This is a genomic window from Acinetobacter sp. 797_lipA (assembly GCF_058243025.1).
The window spans coordinates 949,006-964,509 of sequence record NZ_JBZAYQ010000001.1 but is presented as its reverse complement, the minus strand read 5'-3'; the positions used below and the strand labels follow the sequence as shown (position 1 = coordinate 964,509).

The following is a 15,504-nucleotide window of genomic DNA, read 5'->3' as shown; positions in this document are numbered from 1 at the left end:
ATCTCAATTAAATTTGCTCACCATCATAACAAAAAGGTCGAATTTTTAATAACTTCTCATAACACTAAAATTCGATCAGGACAAAGATGCAAACGAATATTTACACAAAACAAATACTGCATCTCCATCTTTTTTCTGTAATACTTGACTAGTTTTTACTTTGTAAATGAATAATTCTTAAGGTTGAATTACATGTTCGTTCGCACAATACTCGCGATGAGTTTAAGTTGCATTCTTGCTGGTACAGCGTTTGCTGCATCTACTACTGAACAACCTTTGACGCCCAAAAAGATCATTGGTACTTCAGTTCAAGATCCTATTGATCCTTTAGCAACAGATGTCGCTTCAGCTTCTACTGCGGTTGCAAATAGCCAAATTACAGCAAAAGAACAAGCAGACTTAAACCAAGCTTCGCAAACTTTAGATCAACTTGAACAATCTGAAGATAAAACCGCTGACGTTGGTGCTGCACCAAGCAAAACCACCCCTGCACCGACCACCACGACGACCAATCCTGCTGCAGCAAAAGCATCGTGGACATTAAATGGTCTAAACAGTGCAGAATGGTTTGACAATATTGGTAAAGGCCAATTCCCTGTCTATGCACGTGCTCACGTGATGCTGAATAATGCACATGCGTCTCCGGGTGCAATTGATGGCATGAGCGGTAAAAATACCCTCAAAGCCATTGCCTCGTTCCAGCAAATGAGCGGTTTAAAAGCAACAGGCACCTTAACCAAAGAAACTTGGGATGCCTTACTGGCAAGCCAAGGTTCTAAGCCTGCATTTATTGAATACACCATTACCGAAGCAGACCTAAAAGGTCCTTATGCTGCATCAATTCCACGCGATTATGCACTACAAGCCAAAATGAAAGGTTTGTATTACACCCGTGTGACTGAAATGTTAGGTGAAAAGTTCCATATGGATGAAGACTTCTTGCAGAAGTTAAATCCAAAAGCGACCTTCAAAAAAGCGGGCGAAAAAATTATTGTGGCCAATATCCGCAATGAAGTGCCAGAAGACATTCATTTGATCGTTGCGCACAAAGGTGCAAAACAGCTGTATTTATTTAACAGCCGCAACCAAATGATTGGTTCTTTCCCTGCAACCATTGGTAGCTCGGACACTCCATCGCCAGCGGGTACCTATAAAGTCACTGGTGTTGCACCAAATCCATGGTATAGCTACTCGCCAAGTAACTTTGTACAGGGCAAAAACTTAAAACCACTTTCTCTACCACCGGGTCCAAACGGTCCTGTAGGGAATATCTGGATTGGTTTAAGCAAAAAATCATTTGGTATCCACGGTACGCCAAACCCTTCTGCTATTTCTAAAACAGCATCACACGGTTGTATCCGTTTGACCAACTGGGATGCCAATGATCTTGGCAAAAAAGTGAAGTCAGGTGTAACGGTTAAATTCTTAGAATAATTGGCTTTCTAAGGCATTTACGCTATAAAAGGTGTTCTCTTGAGAGCACCTTTTTTCAATTACAACAATATAAAAATGACGATGAATGCTTTAAAAATAATACTGCCCGTGGCCTGCTTACTATCTTTCTCAACTTATAGCTTTGCCGAATTAGATGAAGAAATAGTGACCAGCGTGGATGCTTCTGCTTATGTGGTGGAATCTGACAATCCATTCGACAGTCTGGATGATCATGAAAAAATCCGTCATCCGCAATACATTCCAGAGCAAGATAGCCTCAGAGATCCACTTTTGAATGCACGCTATTATGTCATCGCAGGCAAATCTCCGATTCACTATTACGTGATTCGAACAGAGCAAAAGCCTAAACTGCTTTATTTAAACCAGCCCCAATCCGCAGTTTTTTCAATAGGCGAGGCTTATGCTGAAAATCGAGAAAAAATCACCCTACAGCCTCAACTCGACAATATAGTCAAAGATCATGAGCTGTTTTCGATTATGCCCGTCGCGAAGCATCTCGCCCTGATTTTTCGTACTCGCTATGCCTATACTCCTACAGAGTTAAAAGCCAGTGCGGCCATGAACTCCATCTATGCCAACAATCACTACCGATACAGCTATGAAATTATTGAAATCGACACGAATGGCAAACAGCTCCACCGCGTGCAATTTGTGGCTCCAGCCATTGAAGATGGGATGAGTTTTGGCCCCAAATGGGATGAGAACTCATCAGATTATAATAATGCAACACTTGAATACAGCACCAAGTCCCCGGGCGACTACCAAACCGTGCATCCTTATAACCTTGAAACCCATTATGAGTACAGACAAGGTACGCTTAAGCACTTTGAACAGAAAACTCTACTCACCGCCAGTGACAAAGTATTCTTGAAGAATCCACCCAACTCGATTAACTATGAAAATTATCTCGATGATCAAGATGTACCGCTCTCCGTTGAAAGCAGTACTTGCCTCGATGACTATTTTGTTTTTAAAGACAAAGCGGCTCCGCTTGGTGTGAAATGGGGCAATGACTGGATGCAACAGCAGCCGAAGTTGCATCAACAATTTTTAGCTGAATATGCTCAAAGCAAAAACTACGTCTGGAAAGATTTCCGTGTGCGGTATTGTGATTTAGACTAAGACTGCAATGTTGCGTTTAATCATTTCAATATTGAAACGCAACATTGCAAATTCACTGTTTTAGCGATAAATATAAAACGCTAAAATTCCTCCATAGATTAAAAATAAGATTGGAGTTCAAAATGGATGCTTTCATTCATCGCAGTCAAGACCGTGGTCATGTCAATATCGGCTGGCTAGAGTCTAAACACAGCTTTTCTTTTGGCAGTTGGTATAACCCTAAATATATGGGCGTGAGTGCCTTACGTGTCATCAATGACGACGTGATCGCGGACCATCAAGGTTTTGGGCAACACCCCCATGACAATATGGAAATCTTAACCTGTGTACTCAAAGGCACCATCACCCATAAAGACAGCATGGGCAACCATGGTGGTATTTCTGCAGGTGAATGGCAACTGATGAGTGCAGGTACGGGTGTACAGCACAGTGAAATGAATCAGGGTGATGAGCCAGTACATTTGCTACAAATTTGGATTACCCCAAATCAAATAGATGCAGCGCCAACCTATCAGCAGATTCGTCTTGATCCGTATGAGCAACCAAATCAATGGCATGTGATTTGTGGTCCAAATGACAATGCTGCAATGCATATTCGTCAAGATGCCGAAGTCAAAACGGCTGTGATTGAAAAAGATCAAATGCTAGAAGTTAAAGCTACACAGCATATTAACTACGTGCATGTGATTTCAGGTTCAATCCAAGTTGCAGAACATACTCTTCATGCAGGTGACGCAATTGCGTTCTTAGAAGCAAGTGCCGTTAAAGCCTTGGAAGATGCACAAGTGATTTGGTTTGATTTGCCTGAAGTCAAATAAGTCATCACCCACAATAAAAGCCAACGTCTAGACGTTGGCTTTTTTAATGCAGAACTCAATCAGTTGTTTCATTTGGTTTAGAGAACATTCACCGCAAGTAATGCCACAGCAGCAGGTAAAGCTTGAATGTAGATAATTTTCTTACTGGCGGTCAGACCACCATAAATGCCAGCAACCAAAACGCAGCCTAAAAAGAAATTGGCCAGTGGCAGTGCATAAGTTTCAGGTGCACATAGCGCCCAAAATAGACCTGCAGCCAAGAAACCATTGTATAAACCCTGATTTTGCGCCATGACTTTGGTCAGCTGTGCTTTTTCAGGCGTATTGCCAAAGGCTTTTAAACCATAGGGCTTATCCCATAAAAACATCTCTAAAACTAAAATATACACATGCAACAGTGCAATTAAAGCAATCAAAATTTGTCCCATCATACGCTTTATCCTTATTTTTGATGAATGATGCTAGATCAGCTTCACAGCTGATCTAGGTCGAAACTCTTAGGGTTTCAAAAGTACTTTACCCTGACGTGCGCCTTGCGTCGCTTTCAGTGCAGCATCTTTAATTTGTGCAAAATTGAAGACACCTTCAACAGGCAGGAGTAATTTTTTCTGTGCAGCAAGCGTCAATAACTCCACAATTAACATCTTTTTACGTTCAGCAGACAATTGCTTATTCACCACACTTGCCCAAAAACCTTTGACTGTGGCTTGTTTAAAAATCAGATCTCCCGAAGAAATCTGCATGGTCTCACCCGTCATGCTACCAAATGAAACCAATAGACTATTTTCACTCAGCAAAGCCAACATTTCACCACTGGCCTGACCACCAATGGAGTCTACACCCACAATCAATGGCTGATCTGCATGAATCGCTTTGACTTGTTCTGTCCAATCGGCTTGGTCTGTTGCCACCACATTTTGAATGCCTAAGGCCTGCATTTCAGCTACAGCCTCAGTACGGCGAACCAAATGAATCACCTTTTGACCACGCGCTTTTGCAATCATTGCCACGGTTTTACCCACTGCACCATTGGCGGTGTTCTGAATCAACCACGAATCTGCTGGTAAGTCGATAAAATCTAAGAGCATCAGTGCACTGATCGGCATCCCAATCAACTGCGCTGCCGTTTCGTCATCAATCGCATCAGTTAAAGGCACTATGCCATGCGCTGGCGCAATAAAATACTCAGCCCAACTGCCATGAACTGCAGCAACTGCTACACGCTGCCCTATCGATACGCCTTGTACACCCTCACCAAGCGCATCAATCACACCCACAGCTTCACTGCCACCAATTGCAGGCAGTGTGGGTTTATAACCATAACTACCACGCACTGTCCACACGTCATGGTTATGCATTGGCGATAGAATCATTTTAATACGTACTTCACCAGCTTTCGGTTCAGGTTGCGGCATATCTGCAGCTTCCAAGACGTCAACAGGTTCACCAAAATGGTGATGAATAATACTTTGCATTTGCTATTCCTTTATCGGCTGTAATAGTTGTTGGGTAGTTTCCAAAGCGAGGTAAAGGGGCTGCTTATTTCGGGCCAGTCTTGCCAATAAAGCTGCCCCCAACCACAGTTGATACATCGTCTGTGCCATTTTTTCAGCGTCAATATGCGCTGGAATTGAACCGTCTTGCTGCCCTGCTTGGATTAGACCCGAAATACGTTCTGTTAACTTACGCACCCCGAAGTTCAAAATCTGACGCATATCTTCAGACAAATCTGAGACTTCTGCTGCCAATTTGACGATCAAACAATTCTCCGCCCATCCCCCATCGCTATGATGTTCAACATCACTTTCAATATGTGATGGGTTATCAATCCATGCTTGCCAAAGTGCCACGAGGCTTGCATAGGCGCTTCGCTGTTCTTGCTGTATCAGCTGATCGATTTTGACTTTATAATCGGCCAGATACTGCTGAAGTAGCGCACAGCCGAAAGCCTCTTTCGAAGCAAAGTAATAATAGAATGAACCTTTTGGTACATCACAATTCTTTAGAATTTCCTGTAAGCCCACTCCGACAAAACCTTTATGTAACACCAGTTGAAAACTGCTATTTAAAATGTGTAGTCGTGTTGCTTCACTTTTATCTGATCGTTTCATATCCACACTATAAATTAATAATAGACCAGTCGTCTATAAAATAATGCATCTTTTCGATACTTCATCTCGAACCATTGGATTGCATATAAATTTTACTGATTAAATTTTAGATATAAATGATTGAAATAGATGTTACATTATACCATAACATTAGTTTTTTAATTCATCTTATGTCTACACCTTCACAACGTTTACAAGCAATTGACGCCCTCAGAGGATTGGTTATTCTGATTATGATGGTCGATCATGTTAGAGAAACTTTTTATCTCCACCAGCAAGTCCCCGACCCGATGCTGATTCCAGAAACCGAAGAATCCCTTTTCTTTAGCCGAATCTTGGCTCACTTATGTGCCCCTGTTTTTGTGGTTTTAACAGGCTTATCGGCTTATCTTTACCAAGCAAAAAACAACAGCGTTCAAATGACCCGTGAATTTTTACTCAAGCGCGGTCTATTTCTAATTTTTCTCGAACTGATCATTATCAACTTCGCTTGGACTGGACAGTTCCCGCCCGATGTCATCTATTTACAAGTAATTTGGGCCATTGGTCTGAGTATGGTGGTTTTAGCAGGCTTGATTGGGCTATCACAAAAATGGCTCTGGGTGATCAGTCTCAGCATTATTTTTGGACATAATGCGCTGGATCAAGTGTCATTTTCACAAATACCTATCCTGCAAAATCTGTGGTTTATTTTGCATGAACGTGGTTGGTTCGAATTTGGAGATCTGATTCGCTTTAGAACCTCCTACCCAGTACTGCCTTGGATTGGCGTGATTACCCTCGGCTATTGCATCGGTCATACCATATTTAACAGCACACATGATGTCGCAAAAAGAAATCAAATCTTGTTAGGCTTCGGGCTTGCCAGTATCAGCTTATTTATCGTTTTAAGAATGATCAATCTCTATGGTGACCAAGCATGGTCAATCATGCCGACCAGCACTGAAACCGTTATGAGTTTTTTGAACTTGACCAAGTATCCGCCATCGCTGCTGTTTATTTTGTGGAATGTCGGGCTAGGCTTAGTTCTGTTAGTGTTACTTCAAAGGGTTGAAAGTAAACCTTGGGTCAAACCCTTGATTATCTTTGGTTCCGTGCCGATGTTTTTCTATATCGTACACTTATATGTGCTGAAAGCCCTCTATCTCATTGCAGTCGCACTGTTTGGCACGACCCATGGCGAATACTTTGGCGTCGATCATGTCTCCACCTTATGGCTCATTTCGATTATTTTAACTGTAGCTCTCTATCCCTTGATGTTGAAATTTTCAGCCTTTAAACATAAAAACAAACACATTCGCATTCTTAAATACCTATAAAGATTTAAGGTGTATAGCCAATTTCACTGAAATAAGATTGATGCTTAGTCCAACTAGGCATCAAATTTCCCGACACCCGGCAAATATGTTTTATGCGCCAACGAATGTCTGAAGCAAAAAATTTACTTTGCTTTGGTGAGTAATGCTAAGCAGATTGAAATTAAAACCATCCCAATCCAACCGATTGGTGTAAGTTGTTCTCCCACCAACAGGATTGCAAAAACAGCAGCAACCAAAGGTTCAAACAAGGTCAAGGTAATGGCTTTACTGGCAGGCACAGTTTTTAAGCCATATCCAAATAAAACATAGCCCAAAAACATAGGGATCAACATCATATAACCCACGACATAAAGGTTGATGTTTTCTTCAAACAAGTTTGAACCTGTTATCCATAAAGTCGGAAGTAATAATAAAGAACCAAGTCCGAAGATGAGCCCCATAGACGCTTTTGCATCCATGCCTTGGTCAATCATCCGTTTTGCCGCCCAAGAATATAAAGCATAGGTCAATCCAGCAACCGCCCCTAAAGCAATACCCAACATTGGTCGGTTTTGGGACAAATGCTCCGTGGTTGCCACAGCATGTGATTCTCCGAGAGAAAGTAGCGCAACGCCCGTCACGCCCAATACGAAACTCATCAACCATGTCATCGAAAGTGCTTTTCGGTCAAACACCCTTTCTAAAAGTGCGGTAAATAAAGGCGCCGTACCAATCGACACGACCGTACCAATAGTGATGCCTGCATAGTGCATCGATGAATAAAAGGCCAAAGGATAAATAAAAACCGCAATTACGCCTACACCGAGCATCACCGCATTGGCTTTGATATGTGCCAGATGGTAGATAATACTTTTTCGTGCCAAAAGTGCCTGTAACAGTCCACCACCGCCCATGGCGGCAGCGCCAACAGCCAAAGGACTCAAATTAGGTGCAAAAGATGCGACTGTGCCCGTCGTTCCCCATAGAAAAGCAGCGAACAGCACCGCGATAAAACCATAATTCGGTACCGCAGAAACAGACTGATTCACGTACTGATTTCCTGTGCTAAAAGTATTTTCACCATCACCGTTGCAGCTTGTACTTTTTCACTCGAGCTTTCCAAGCCTGCTCGCGAAATCGATCCCTCTAAAACAAAAGACAACAACAAAGCCATTTGTTTGACCTTGTCTGCGTCCGAAATGATAAGGGCAAGCTGTGTAGAGATAATGTTTTCAATTTCATCCTTATGCCGTTTTACAGCCAAGCGCTCGGCGCTGTGCGCTGGGAACTCAGCAGCAGCATTCAACAAACCGCAACCCCGAAAACCTTTTTCATAGGCAAACTCAGCATGGTCTTGATAGGCTTCAAAAACCGCGACAATTTTATCAATAGGGGTATGGGCTTGTTGGTTTCGAAGCGCATACAAATCTAACCACTCTTGATGCCGTGCTTCTATATAAGAGGTGATCAAGTCAGCCTTGGTCGGGAAATTATTATATAAGGACATTTTGGCAACTTTGGCCTTATCGGTAATGCTATTAATCCCTGTACTGGTAATGCCGTCGTTATAAAACAAAATCGCGGCTGCATCTAAAATTTTCTGTTTCGCGGTTTTCGTATTCATCACACTCAACTAAGTAGACCGATCTACCTAATTTATAGAATCTGTAAAAATATGCAAGCCACCTTTGCTTATTTAATGAAGGAAATATCAGATAAATCAAATGCGGGAGAATACCCTTCAATAGCCCCATCGCAATGACAGTTAATAGAAAGCGAACCAGAACAATTGCTCTATGCTTTTACACGGCATATGTTGTTCCAACTTATATGTAATGAGTTGCTAGATAGGCCGAAAGAAGGATGTTAAAAACCACACAGATGAAATTAAAAACCTGATCTACAGAAATGACTGCTACGCAGTGCAACAGCGCAGTCTCTATAACTGCTTGTCTGAAACGAATAGTGAATCTAAAAAGGATCGAGTTGGACAACTCAAGCTATAGCTGAATACTATAAAAGAAGACTTCAATACCTTAAATAAAAAAAGCAGCAAGAGAAGGCCTGACTGCTTTTTTAGAATTTGATCACTGACATTATATGTGCTGTTCCACACACTGCTTGCCGTAATGGCCCAACTTAAACTTGGGTTATTGATTAATTTTAATTTGTATTTAAAAATAATTTGGCGGAAGCGGTGAGATTCGAACTCACGGAGGACTCACACCCTCGTCGGTTTTCAAGACCGGTGCATTAAACCGCTCTGCCACGCTTCCATGGGCGCTATCATATAAATAAAAATATTTTTTGGCAAATATTTTTCATCTCATGGCCTGCAAAAAGCCACTATTCAGCTAAAAAATGTTCAATCTCAATAAGATATTAACTTTACAGTCTGCATATCCCGAAAAATTGAGCGATAACTTTGGCCTCTTTTAGAAATTAATTTAAAAAAAGGCATAAAAAAACCCCGACTCAGTCAGGGTTTTTTGAATTTGGCGGAAGCGGTGAGATTCGAACTCACGGAGGACTCACACCCTCGTCGGTTTTCAAGACCGGTGCATTAAACCGCTCTGCCACGCTTCCATGGGCGACATCATATAAACATTCAATCTACTTGGCAAATACTTTTCTTCAAAAATCACACCAAGTGGCTAAAATTAAAACAAAATCTTTTAGTTCTCTGAACTTTCAGGTCTGTCATAACGAATTGAATTGACATACCAGTGTTTTTTTCCAGTTGGCGTCAACACTTCAATTTCATCATCGACTTGTTTGGACAGTAAAGCACGTGCCATCGGCGAGTCGATGGAGATGTGCTGCGGGTGATGATCGTAAATTTCATCTACTCCGACGATGCGTAAGGTTTTTTGTTCCCCTGCGTCATTTTCAATTTCGACCCAAGCGCCAAAATAAATCTTGCCAGCCTGCTCTTCAGAAAAGTCGATAATACGAAGTTCTTCGAGGCGTTTTCCCAAGTAGCGAACCCGTCGATCAATCTTACGTAAGATCTGTTTGTTGTACTGATAATCCGCGTTTTCACTACGGTCGCCAAGGCTCGCCGCCCAGTTTACTTTCTTGGTAATTTCAGGGCGTTCTTCATGCCAAAGCTGCTTTAATTCCGCCACCAATTTGTCGTGACCTGCACGTGTAATTAAGTTTGATTTCATGATGAATGCCGTCTAAATCTGCTTATTGATTTACAACAAAGGATTATTTTATCCCTTATTTCTCCATAACAGAAGTTTATAAAATAAATTCCTTAATTAAATTAAACCGTTATGTTACATTTTTCAAAAAAATATTGCACAAAATTTGACACTTTTAAAATTGCTATATATTATGCGCACATCTTAAATTAGTTGCCTATTTTTTAATCTATGTAGTTTTTCTACATAATCTTCTTAATCCCATGTCATTTTGAATGACGTCATGAATGCCCAACCTCTTATTGAATTTAGACAACTTGAACTCGTTTTAAGGCATGTTTTTGCCTTTGCGTTCTAGGGCATAAATTACTTGTAGCGGAGACAACATGCACAGTAGTTCAACTTCTGGATCGAGGCTTTGCCTTAATTCATTAACTTTCTCTCTCCCGTTGAAAGCCCTTGCTTTAAGTACTTTGTTAATTCCATTTCATAGTATTAATGCAAGTAAGACCTACCAATATGATAACGTCGTCAATCATAATAAATTGACTGTCGTTTCAGTGGAAAACCCAACGACCGTTTTTAAAGATGGTCAGCATTTGCATGGTTTTGGTTATGACCTTGCACGTAACTATGCAGACAGCTTAAATGTAAAGCTAGACTTCAAAACCGTCCCCGATAACGCTACAGCACTGAAATGGGTAGCACAGGGCAAAGCAAATTTTGCAATGACGACGGCAAGTGTTCAAACGATTGAACAAAAAAGTCTCGCAACCTTTTCTGCAACTTGTGGTGATTTAAACGTTTTACGTAAAAATGGCCTCAATACTGAACTGAACTGGGTGTTTAAACATGCGAATGATCCATTAACGCAAACGGCGAGCGGATTTGTCTGCCGTGGTAAACAATCTGGTTCAATTGGTCAATTGGCCTCTTTTTACAACCGTAATGTCGTGAAGCCTGAAAACTGGAATACGATTCAACGCGATTTGCGTCAGCGTATGCCAATCTATAAGGCCAGTTTTAAAAGCACAGCGCAAAAGTACGATTTAGATTGGCACTTATTGGCAGCGATTGGTTATCAAGAGTCTTATCTTAAACCAAACTCCGTTTCTCCCACGGGTGTACGTGGTTTGATGATGTTGACCAATAGCACAGCCAAAGCCATGGGTGTGAGTAACCGTACCGATCCAGCGCAAAGCATTCAAGGTGGTGCCAAGTACTACGACCAAATGCTGAGTCGCTATGATGATATCCCCTTTCCTGACCGGAACTGGTATGCACTGGTTGCGTACAATATGGGACCGGGTGCGGTGAATCAGATTCAAAAACGCATTCAGGCACAAGGTCAAGACCCAAATAACTGGCTCAATTTGTATGCTTACTTACAACAGAACCAAGCGAAGAATGGCCGTTACCGTCAAGCACTACAGTATGTGACACGTATCCGTGCTTATCTTGAGCACATTAAAACCACGCCGCAGCTGGTCAATATCTAAAAGATCATCTCTATTGGCATAAAAAAAGCTTACCTATAAAGGTAAGCTTTTTTTTATTTCAGAACACTTAAGCCGTTTGCTCAAGCACTTTCTTAAATAAATCTTTTTGCTCTTGGCTTGGCTTCGCTGTTTGCAATGCCATCAACTGTGACATATCGCCTTGAACTTTTATTTTACCCGTCATGAACGCTTGCATTGCTGCAGCCATATCAAACTCAAGGAACACTTTACGTAGTGTTTCAGCATCCATGTTCAAGGTTGTTTTCGCGTTTGAAGACAAGCCTTTTTTAATTGCGCCGCCATCTAAAGATAATTCGGTATTACCCGCATTGTCAGCAACAACTAAGTTAATTGCAAGATTCGCAAGTGCTGGCGGCAGGTTCAAATTCCCCGCTTGAGCAGTTAATGTTTCTACAGTTGAAAACCAATCATCAGTTAAAAAAGCAGGCATGATGTTTCCTCAATTCTTTGTTCGTTGTGTGCTGCCTATCCAGACGGCATCATTGTGAAGCTAAATACGCTCGGAGATTGTTATAGCATGTATATCCTACATGTGCCTAAAGTTTTTTGTACGTACCGTTCATATTTTATATTTCTTATACAAAGTTTATCAAAATCATCCACATAAAAAAACACCAATCATTGATTGGTGTTTTGCATTGGCTTAACTGACAAAATTAGTCTGCTGCAAAGCCAAGATTAACCATGTTAATGCGTTTGTTCTCCGGTTCATCTTCCGTTGAACAACTTTCACCTTTAAAGTCGAATTCACGTTCGCTATCTAACGCTTCAAAGTCGAATAACTCACGATCTGCCAACTGCGATGGCGAAACATTCTGCAAGGCGCCAAAAATACTGTGTAGACGCTTTGGATGTGCTTTATCCCACTCACGCAACATGTCATTTAACATGGCACGTTGCAGATTTTCCTGAGAACCGCACAAGTTACACGGAATAATCGGGAACTGACGCATTTCAGCATATTTAATGATGTCTTTTTCTTCCACATAAGCCAGTGGGCGAATCAAGATGTTCTTTTTATCTGACGATAGCAATTTAGGAGGCATCGCCTTTAAGCTACCGCCATGGAACAAGTTCAAGAAGAAGGTCGCCAAGATATCATCACGGTGATGCCCCAACGCCACTTTGGTCGCGCCAATTTCTTGCGCAAAGCCGTATAAAGAGCCACGGCGTAAGCGTGAACAAACTGCACAGTAGGTTTTGCCTTCAGGCGTTAAACGTTTGGTGATGCTGTAGGTGTCTTTTTCTAAGATATAGTAGGGAATATTATTCTCTTCTAAATAACGTGGTAACACGTCCTCAGGGAAACCGGGTTGCTTCTGGTCCAAATTCACAGCCACCACATCAAAATTGATCGGTGCAATGCGTTTAAACTGCAACATAATATCGAGCAAGGTATAACTGTCCTTACCACCGGAAATGCAGACCATCACTTTATCGCCTTCTTCGATCATTTTAAAATCGCGAATGGCATGACCCACCTGACGGCGTAACTTTTTCAACAGACGATAATACGCAGAGCTAGTGGGTAGTTCTGGTTTAAAATTAAATCCCTGATTGGACTCAACTGGCGAGAACATAGACGAGTTAAACCTTAAAAAAAATACCGCGCAATTTTATCCGATTCACAGCCATCTCGCACCTAAAGAATGTAAATTCTCATGAATTGTCATTGCTGTCATATTCATGTATTGAAATCGGTTTAACTTTGAACGATTGCGTTCATATTTTAGCTGAACTGCTTATGTTTTGGACTTTTCCACATTTTTCCACAAAAGCTGGGGATAACTTTGTGGATTCTAATCGACTTGACAGGGTGTTCCCCCCACTCTTTAAGGCTTCTATTTAAATTGATCATTTTTTGATCAATTTATTTACCATTAAATTTCAACAACTTAACCCAGTCAAGCAATCCTCATTAAAAATAAATTAATTATTTTTTTTGATTACTTGCTCAACAATTTGACTTGATTTTTACAAAGTCATGGATTTTTTGAACTTAAAATAGTTCCAGACGGTTCTTTTTTTGCTAAACTCATTTCTAGTCACTGAAATCGTTTTTTTTACGATTAATAATAGATAATGAAAAATAAGCTGCTTTTGAGTCGTTTTTACGTTTTGGGGTGTATGACGATTTCGTTCATGGCACTGGATTGTCACGCGGGTCAAACCATCTACCAATTGAGAGATTCCAACGGCACAACCTTGTTAACCAATAAACAAAGTCGTTATAGCAACTTAAAAGTCGAAAAGAAAACCTATTATCCAGACAGTAATATCCACAGTTATAGTAACTGGGGGGCTTCTGAGTCTTCCGTGTTGCCCAGTTATAGTCGCAACAAAAATGCTTTTGACCACATTATTCGCCAAGCGGCTCAAACCCACGGCGTTTCTGAAGGCTTAATTAAAGCGGTTATGCATACTGAATCCGGCTTTAATGTCAATGCACGCTCACCTGTTGGGGCTCAGGGACTTATGCAACTCATGCCTGCGACAGCACGGCGCTTTAATGTCTCTAATGCGTATGATCCACAGCAGAACATAAATGCAGGTGCCAAGTATTTGGCATGGCTGATGAAACGCTTTAACGGCAACACCAGTCTTGCGCTTGCAGGCTACAATGCTGGCGAAGGCAATGTACAAAAGTACGGCGGTATTCCACCCTTCCGTGAAACTCAAGACTATGTTCGCCGCGTGAGTAGCCGTTATAGCAATTTATATGCGGGCGGGATCAACATCTCTTCAGGCTCGAATAACACACCGGCCAATGCTCAAGTCATTGCCCAATCTGCACATTACGATGCAGACTCTTCTCCAAGCACACAACTCAGTGTGAGTCGTAGCGCACCTTCACGTCAAATTATCCTCGCAGCCGATGGCAGTTTTACTGATGCGCCTGGTTCCTATGCCACAGCCAATGCAACTGCCTCTGCCCGCATTCAAATTTCAGAATAATTTTTATAGCATTTTTATTATTTTTTCTTGAATTTTGAAGAGTTTCACCTCATATTGAGATCAATGATTTTCGATTTATAAATCAGATTATTTTTTTATTATAAGAGGATTTTCTCAATGATGCGGATTGGTTTGTTCTTGCTAACCAACCTCGCGGTACTGGTTGTAGCTGGCATTATCTTGTCACTCTTCGGTGTCGGTAGTTACCATGGCGCGGGTGGCTTAAATCTAGGTAACCTACTGGTTATCTGTTTTGTCTTTGGTATGGTTGGCTCAATGATTTCTCTATTCATGTCAAAATGGATGGCGAAAAAAACAACTGGTACAGAGTTAATTGACCCAAATGCCCCGCGCAACCAAGCAGAAGCATGGTTGTTACAAGAAGTCGCTCAATTGGCGCAACGTTCTGGTATTAAAATGCCAGAAGTCGGTATTTTCCCGTCTTACCAATCTAATGCTTTTGCTACAGGTTGGAACAAGAACGATGCATTAGTTGCAGTTTCTACCGGCTTACTTGAGCGTATGAATAAAGACGAGCTTCGCGCAGTCTTGGCTCACGAAATTGGTCACGTGGCCAATGGTGACATGGTGACTTTGGCGCTGGTTCAAGGTGTCGTGAACGCCTTTGTGATGTTCTTTGCACGTGTCGCAGGTGATTTCATTGACCGTAATGTCTTTGGTCGTGAAGACGGTGAAGCACCAGGTTTAGCTTATTTTGCCATTACCATCGTGCTTGATATTGTCTTTGGTATTTTAGCTTCTGCAATCGTGATGTGGTTCTCCCGCTACCGCGAATATCGTGCAGATGAAGCAGGCGCGCGTCTTGCAGGCAAACAAGCAATGATTTCAGCCTTGTTACGTTTACAAGCCGAGTCACAACTTCCAGATGCGATGCCTAAAGAAATGAAAGCATTTGCAATCGCCGCAGGTCAAGAGCAAGGCTTTAGTTTAGCTGCTTTGTTCCAAACCCACCCAACGATTGAACAACGTGTTGCTGCTTTACAACAGCTCGATTGTCCATAAACAATTCGTTGACTAGATTTTAAAAAGCCTCCGCATGGAGGCTTTTTTTGTGA

15 protein-coding genes and 2 tRNA genes are annotated in these 15,504 nt (G+C 41.6%); 7 read left to right on the top strand and 10 right to left on the bottom strand.

Translation table 11 applies throughout. The annotated features are described in order from the left end of the window. Window positions 1-192: 192 nt before the first annotated feature. From AC4CU2_RS04645 to AC4CU2_RS04635, 3 genes are all read left to right on the top strand, one after another. The gene (locus AC4CU2_RS04645; RefSeq protein WP_242759422.1) at window positions 193-1,434 is read left to right on the top strand and encodes a L,D-transpeptidase family protein; all 1,242 of its coding nucleotides are present in this window, start codon (window positions 193-195) and stop codon (window positions 1,432-1,434) included. An 81-nt stretch (window positions 1,435-1,515) separates the two neighbouring features. Continuing rightward, complete coding sequence (locus AC4CU2_RS04640; RefSeq protein ID WP_490753203.1) at window positions 1,516-2,577, top strand: hypothetical protein; 1,062 nt, start codon at window positions 1,516-1,518, stop codon at window positions 2,575-2,577. Between the two features lie 122 nt (window positions 2,578-2,699). After that, window positions 2,700-3,395 carry a pirin family protein gene (locus tag AC4CU2_RS04635; RefSeq protein ID WP_490768346.1) on the top strand — a complete coding sequence of 232 codons (696 nt, stop codon included), beginning with the start codon at window positions 2,700-2,702 and terminating at the stop codon, window positions 3,393-3,395. 77 nt (window positions 3,396-3,472) lie between these two features. On the opposite strand, the gene AC4CU2_RS04630 is transcribed toward AC4CU2_RS04635, so the two are convergent. From AC4CU2_RS04630 to AC4CU2_RS04620, 3 genes are all read right to left on the bottom strand, one after another. Then, window positions 3,473-3,826, bottom strand: coding sequence for a DUF1304 domain-containing protein (locus AC4CU2_RS04630; RefSeq protein ID WP_004695658.1), 354 nt, complete (start codon window positions 3,824-3,826; stop codon window positions 3,473-3,475). Between the two features lie 66 nt (window positions 3,827-3,892). Continuing rightward, on the bottom strand, window positions 3,893-4,870 hold the full coding sequence (locus tag AC4CU2_RS04625; protein ID WP_490768345.1) for a zinc-binding dehydrogenase: 978 nt from the start codon (window positions 4,868-4,870) through the stop codon (window positions 3,893-3,895). Between the two features lie 3 nt (window positions 4,871-4,873). Continuing rightward, window positions 4,874-5,506 carry a TetR/AcrR family transcriptional regulator gene (locus AC4CU2_RS04620; RefSeq protein ID WP_010327252.1) on the bottom strand — a complete coding sequence of 211 codons (633 nt, stop codon included), beginning with the start codon at window positions 5,504-5,506 and terminating at the stop codon, window positions 4,874-4,876. A 170-nt stretch (window positions 5,507-5,676) separates the two neighbouring features. Between AC4CU2_RS04620 and AC4CU2_RS04615 the strand changes: the two genes are divergently transcribed. Continuing rightward, entirely contained in the window at window positions 5,677-6,825 is a 1,149-nt protein-coding gene (locus AC4CU2_RS04615) for an acetyltransferase domain-containing protein (protein ID WP_490768344.1), read from the top strand. Between the two features lie 122 nt (window positions 6,826-6,947). On the opposite strand, the gene AC4CU2_RS04610 is transcribed toward AC4CU2_RS04615, so the two are convergent. The 5 genes from AC4CU2_RS04610 to greB all read right to left on the bottom strand — a co-directional run bounded on the left by AC4CU2_RS04610 (window position 6,948) and on the right by greB (window position 9,974). Further along, on the bottom strand, window positions 6,948-7,853 hold the full coding sequence (locus tag AC4CU2_RS04610) for a DMT family transporter (RefSeq protein ID WP_490753207.1): 906 nt from the start codon (window positions 7,851-7,853) through the stop codon (window positions 6,948-6,950). Then, window positions 7,850-8,428: a TetR/AcrR family transcriptional regulator gene (locus tag AC4CU2_RS04605; protein WP_183173005.1), complete on the bottom strand. Its 579-nt coding sequence runs from the start codon at window positions 8,426-8,428 to the stop codon at window positions 7,850-7,852. The genes AC4CU2_RS04610 and AC4CU2_RS04605 overlap by 4 nt, the downstream gene beginning before the upstream one ends. Before the next feature lie 562 nt (window positions 8,429-8,990). After that, window positions 8,991-9,080: transfer RNA gene (locus tag AC4CU2_RS04600), tRNA-Ser, on the bottom strand. A 220-nt stretch (window positions 9,081-9,300) separates the two neighbouring features. Continuing rightward, window positions 9,301-9,390, bottom strand: a tRNA-Ser gene (locus AC4CU2_RS04595). 89 nt (window positions 9,391-9,479) lie between these two features. Beyond that, on the bottom strand, window positions 9,480-9,974 hold the full coding sequence (greB, locus tag AC4CU2_RS04590) for a transcription elongation factor GreB (protein WP_004695648.1): 495 nt from the start codon (window positions 9,972-9,974) through the stop codon (window positions 9,480-9,482). Between the two features lie 365 nt (window positions 9,975-10,339). On the opposite strand from greB, the gene AC4CU2_RS04585 reads away from it, so the two are divergent. Beyond that, window positions 10,340-11,452: an MltF family protein gene (locus AC4CU2_RS04585; RefSeq protein WP_029575083.1), complete on the top strand. Its 1,113-nt coding sequence runs from the start codon at window positions 10,340-10,342 to the stop codon at window positions 11,450-11,452. Window positions 11,453-11,519: 67 nt separating this feature from the next. On the opposite strand, the gene AC4CU2_RS04580 is transcribed toward AC4CU2_RS04585, so the two are convergent. Further along, entirely contained in the window at window positions 11,520-11,903 is a 384-nt protein-coding gene (locus AC4CU2_RS04580; protein ID WP_004695646.1) for an SCP2 sterol-binding domain-containing protein, read from the bottom strand. Between the two features lie 226 nt (window positions 11,904-12,129). Further along, complete coding sequence (gene ttcA / locus AC4CU2_RS04575; RefSeq protein ID WP_004695645.1) at window positions 12,130-13,053, bottom strand: tRNA 2-thiocytidine(32) synthetase TtcA; 924 nt, start codon at window positions 13,051-13,053, stop codon at window positions 12,130-12,132. A gap of 502 nt (window positions 13,054-13,555) precedes the next feature. Between ttcA and AC4CU2_RS04570 the strand changes: the two genes are divergently transcribed. Continuing rightward, window positions 13,556-14,428 (top strand): lytic transglycosylase domain-containing protein, encoded by an 873-nt coding sequence (locus AC4CU2_RS04570; protein ID WP_062033993.1) that lies wholly within the window; start codon window positions 13,556-13,558, stop codon window positions 14,426-14,428. A 117-nt stretch (window positions 14,429-14,545) separates the two neighbouring features. Further along, complete coding sequence (gene htpX, locus AC4CU2_RS04565; RefSeq protein ID WP_004695643.1) at window positions 14,546-15,451, top strand: protease HtpX; 906 nt, start codon at window positions 14,546-14,548, stop codon at window positions 15,449-15,451. Window positions 15,452-15,504 lie beyond the last annotated feature (53 nt).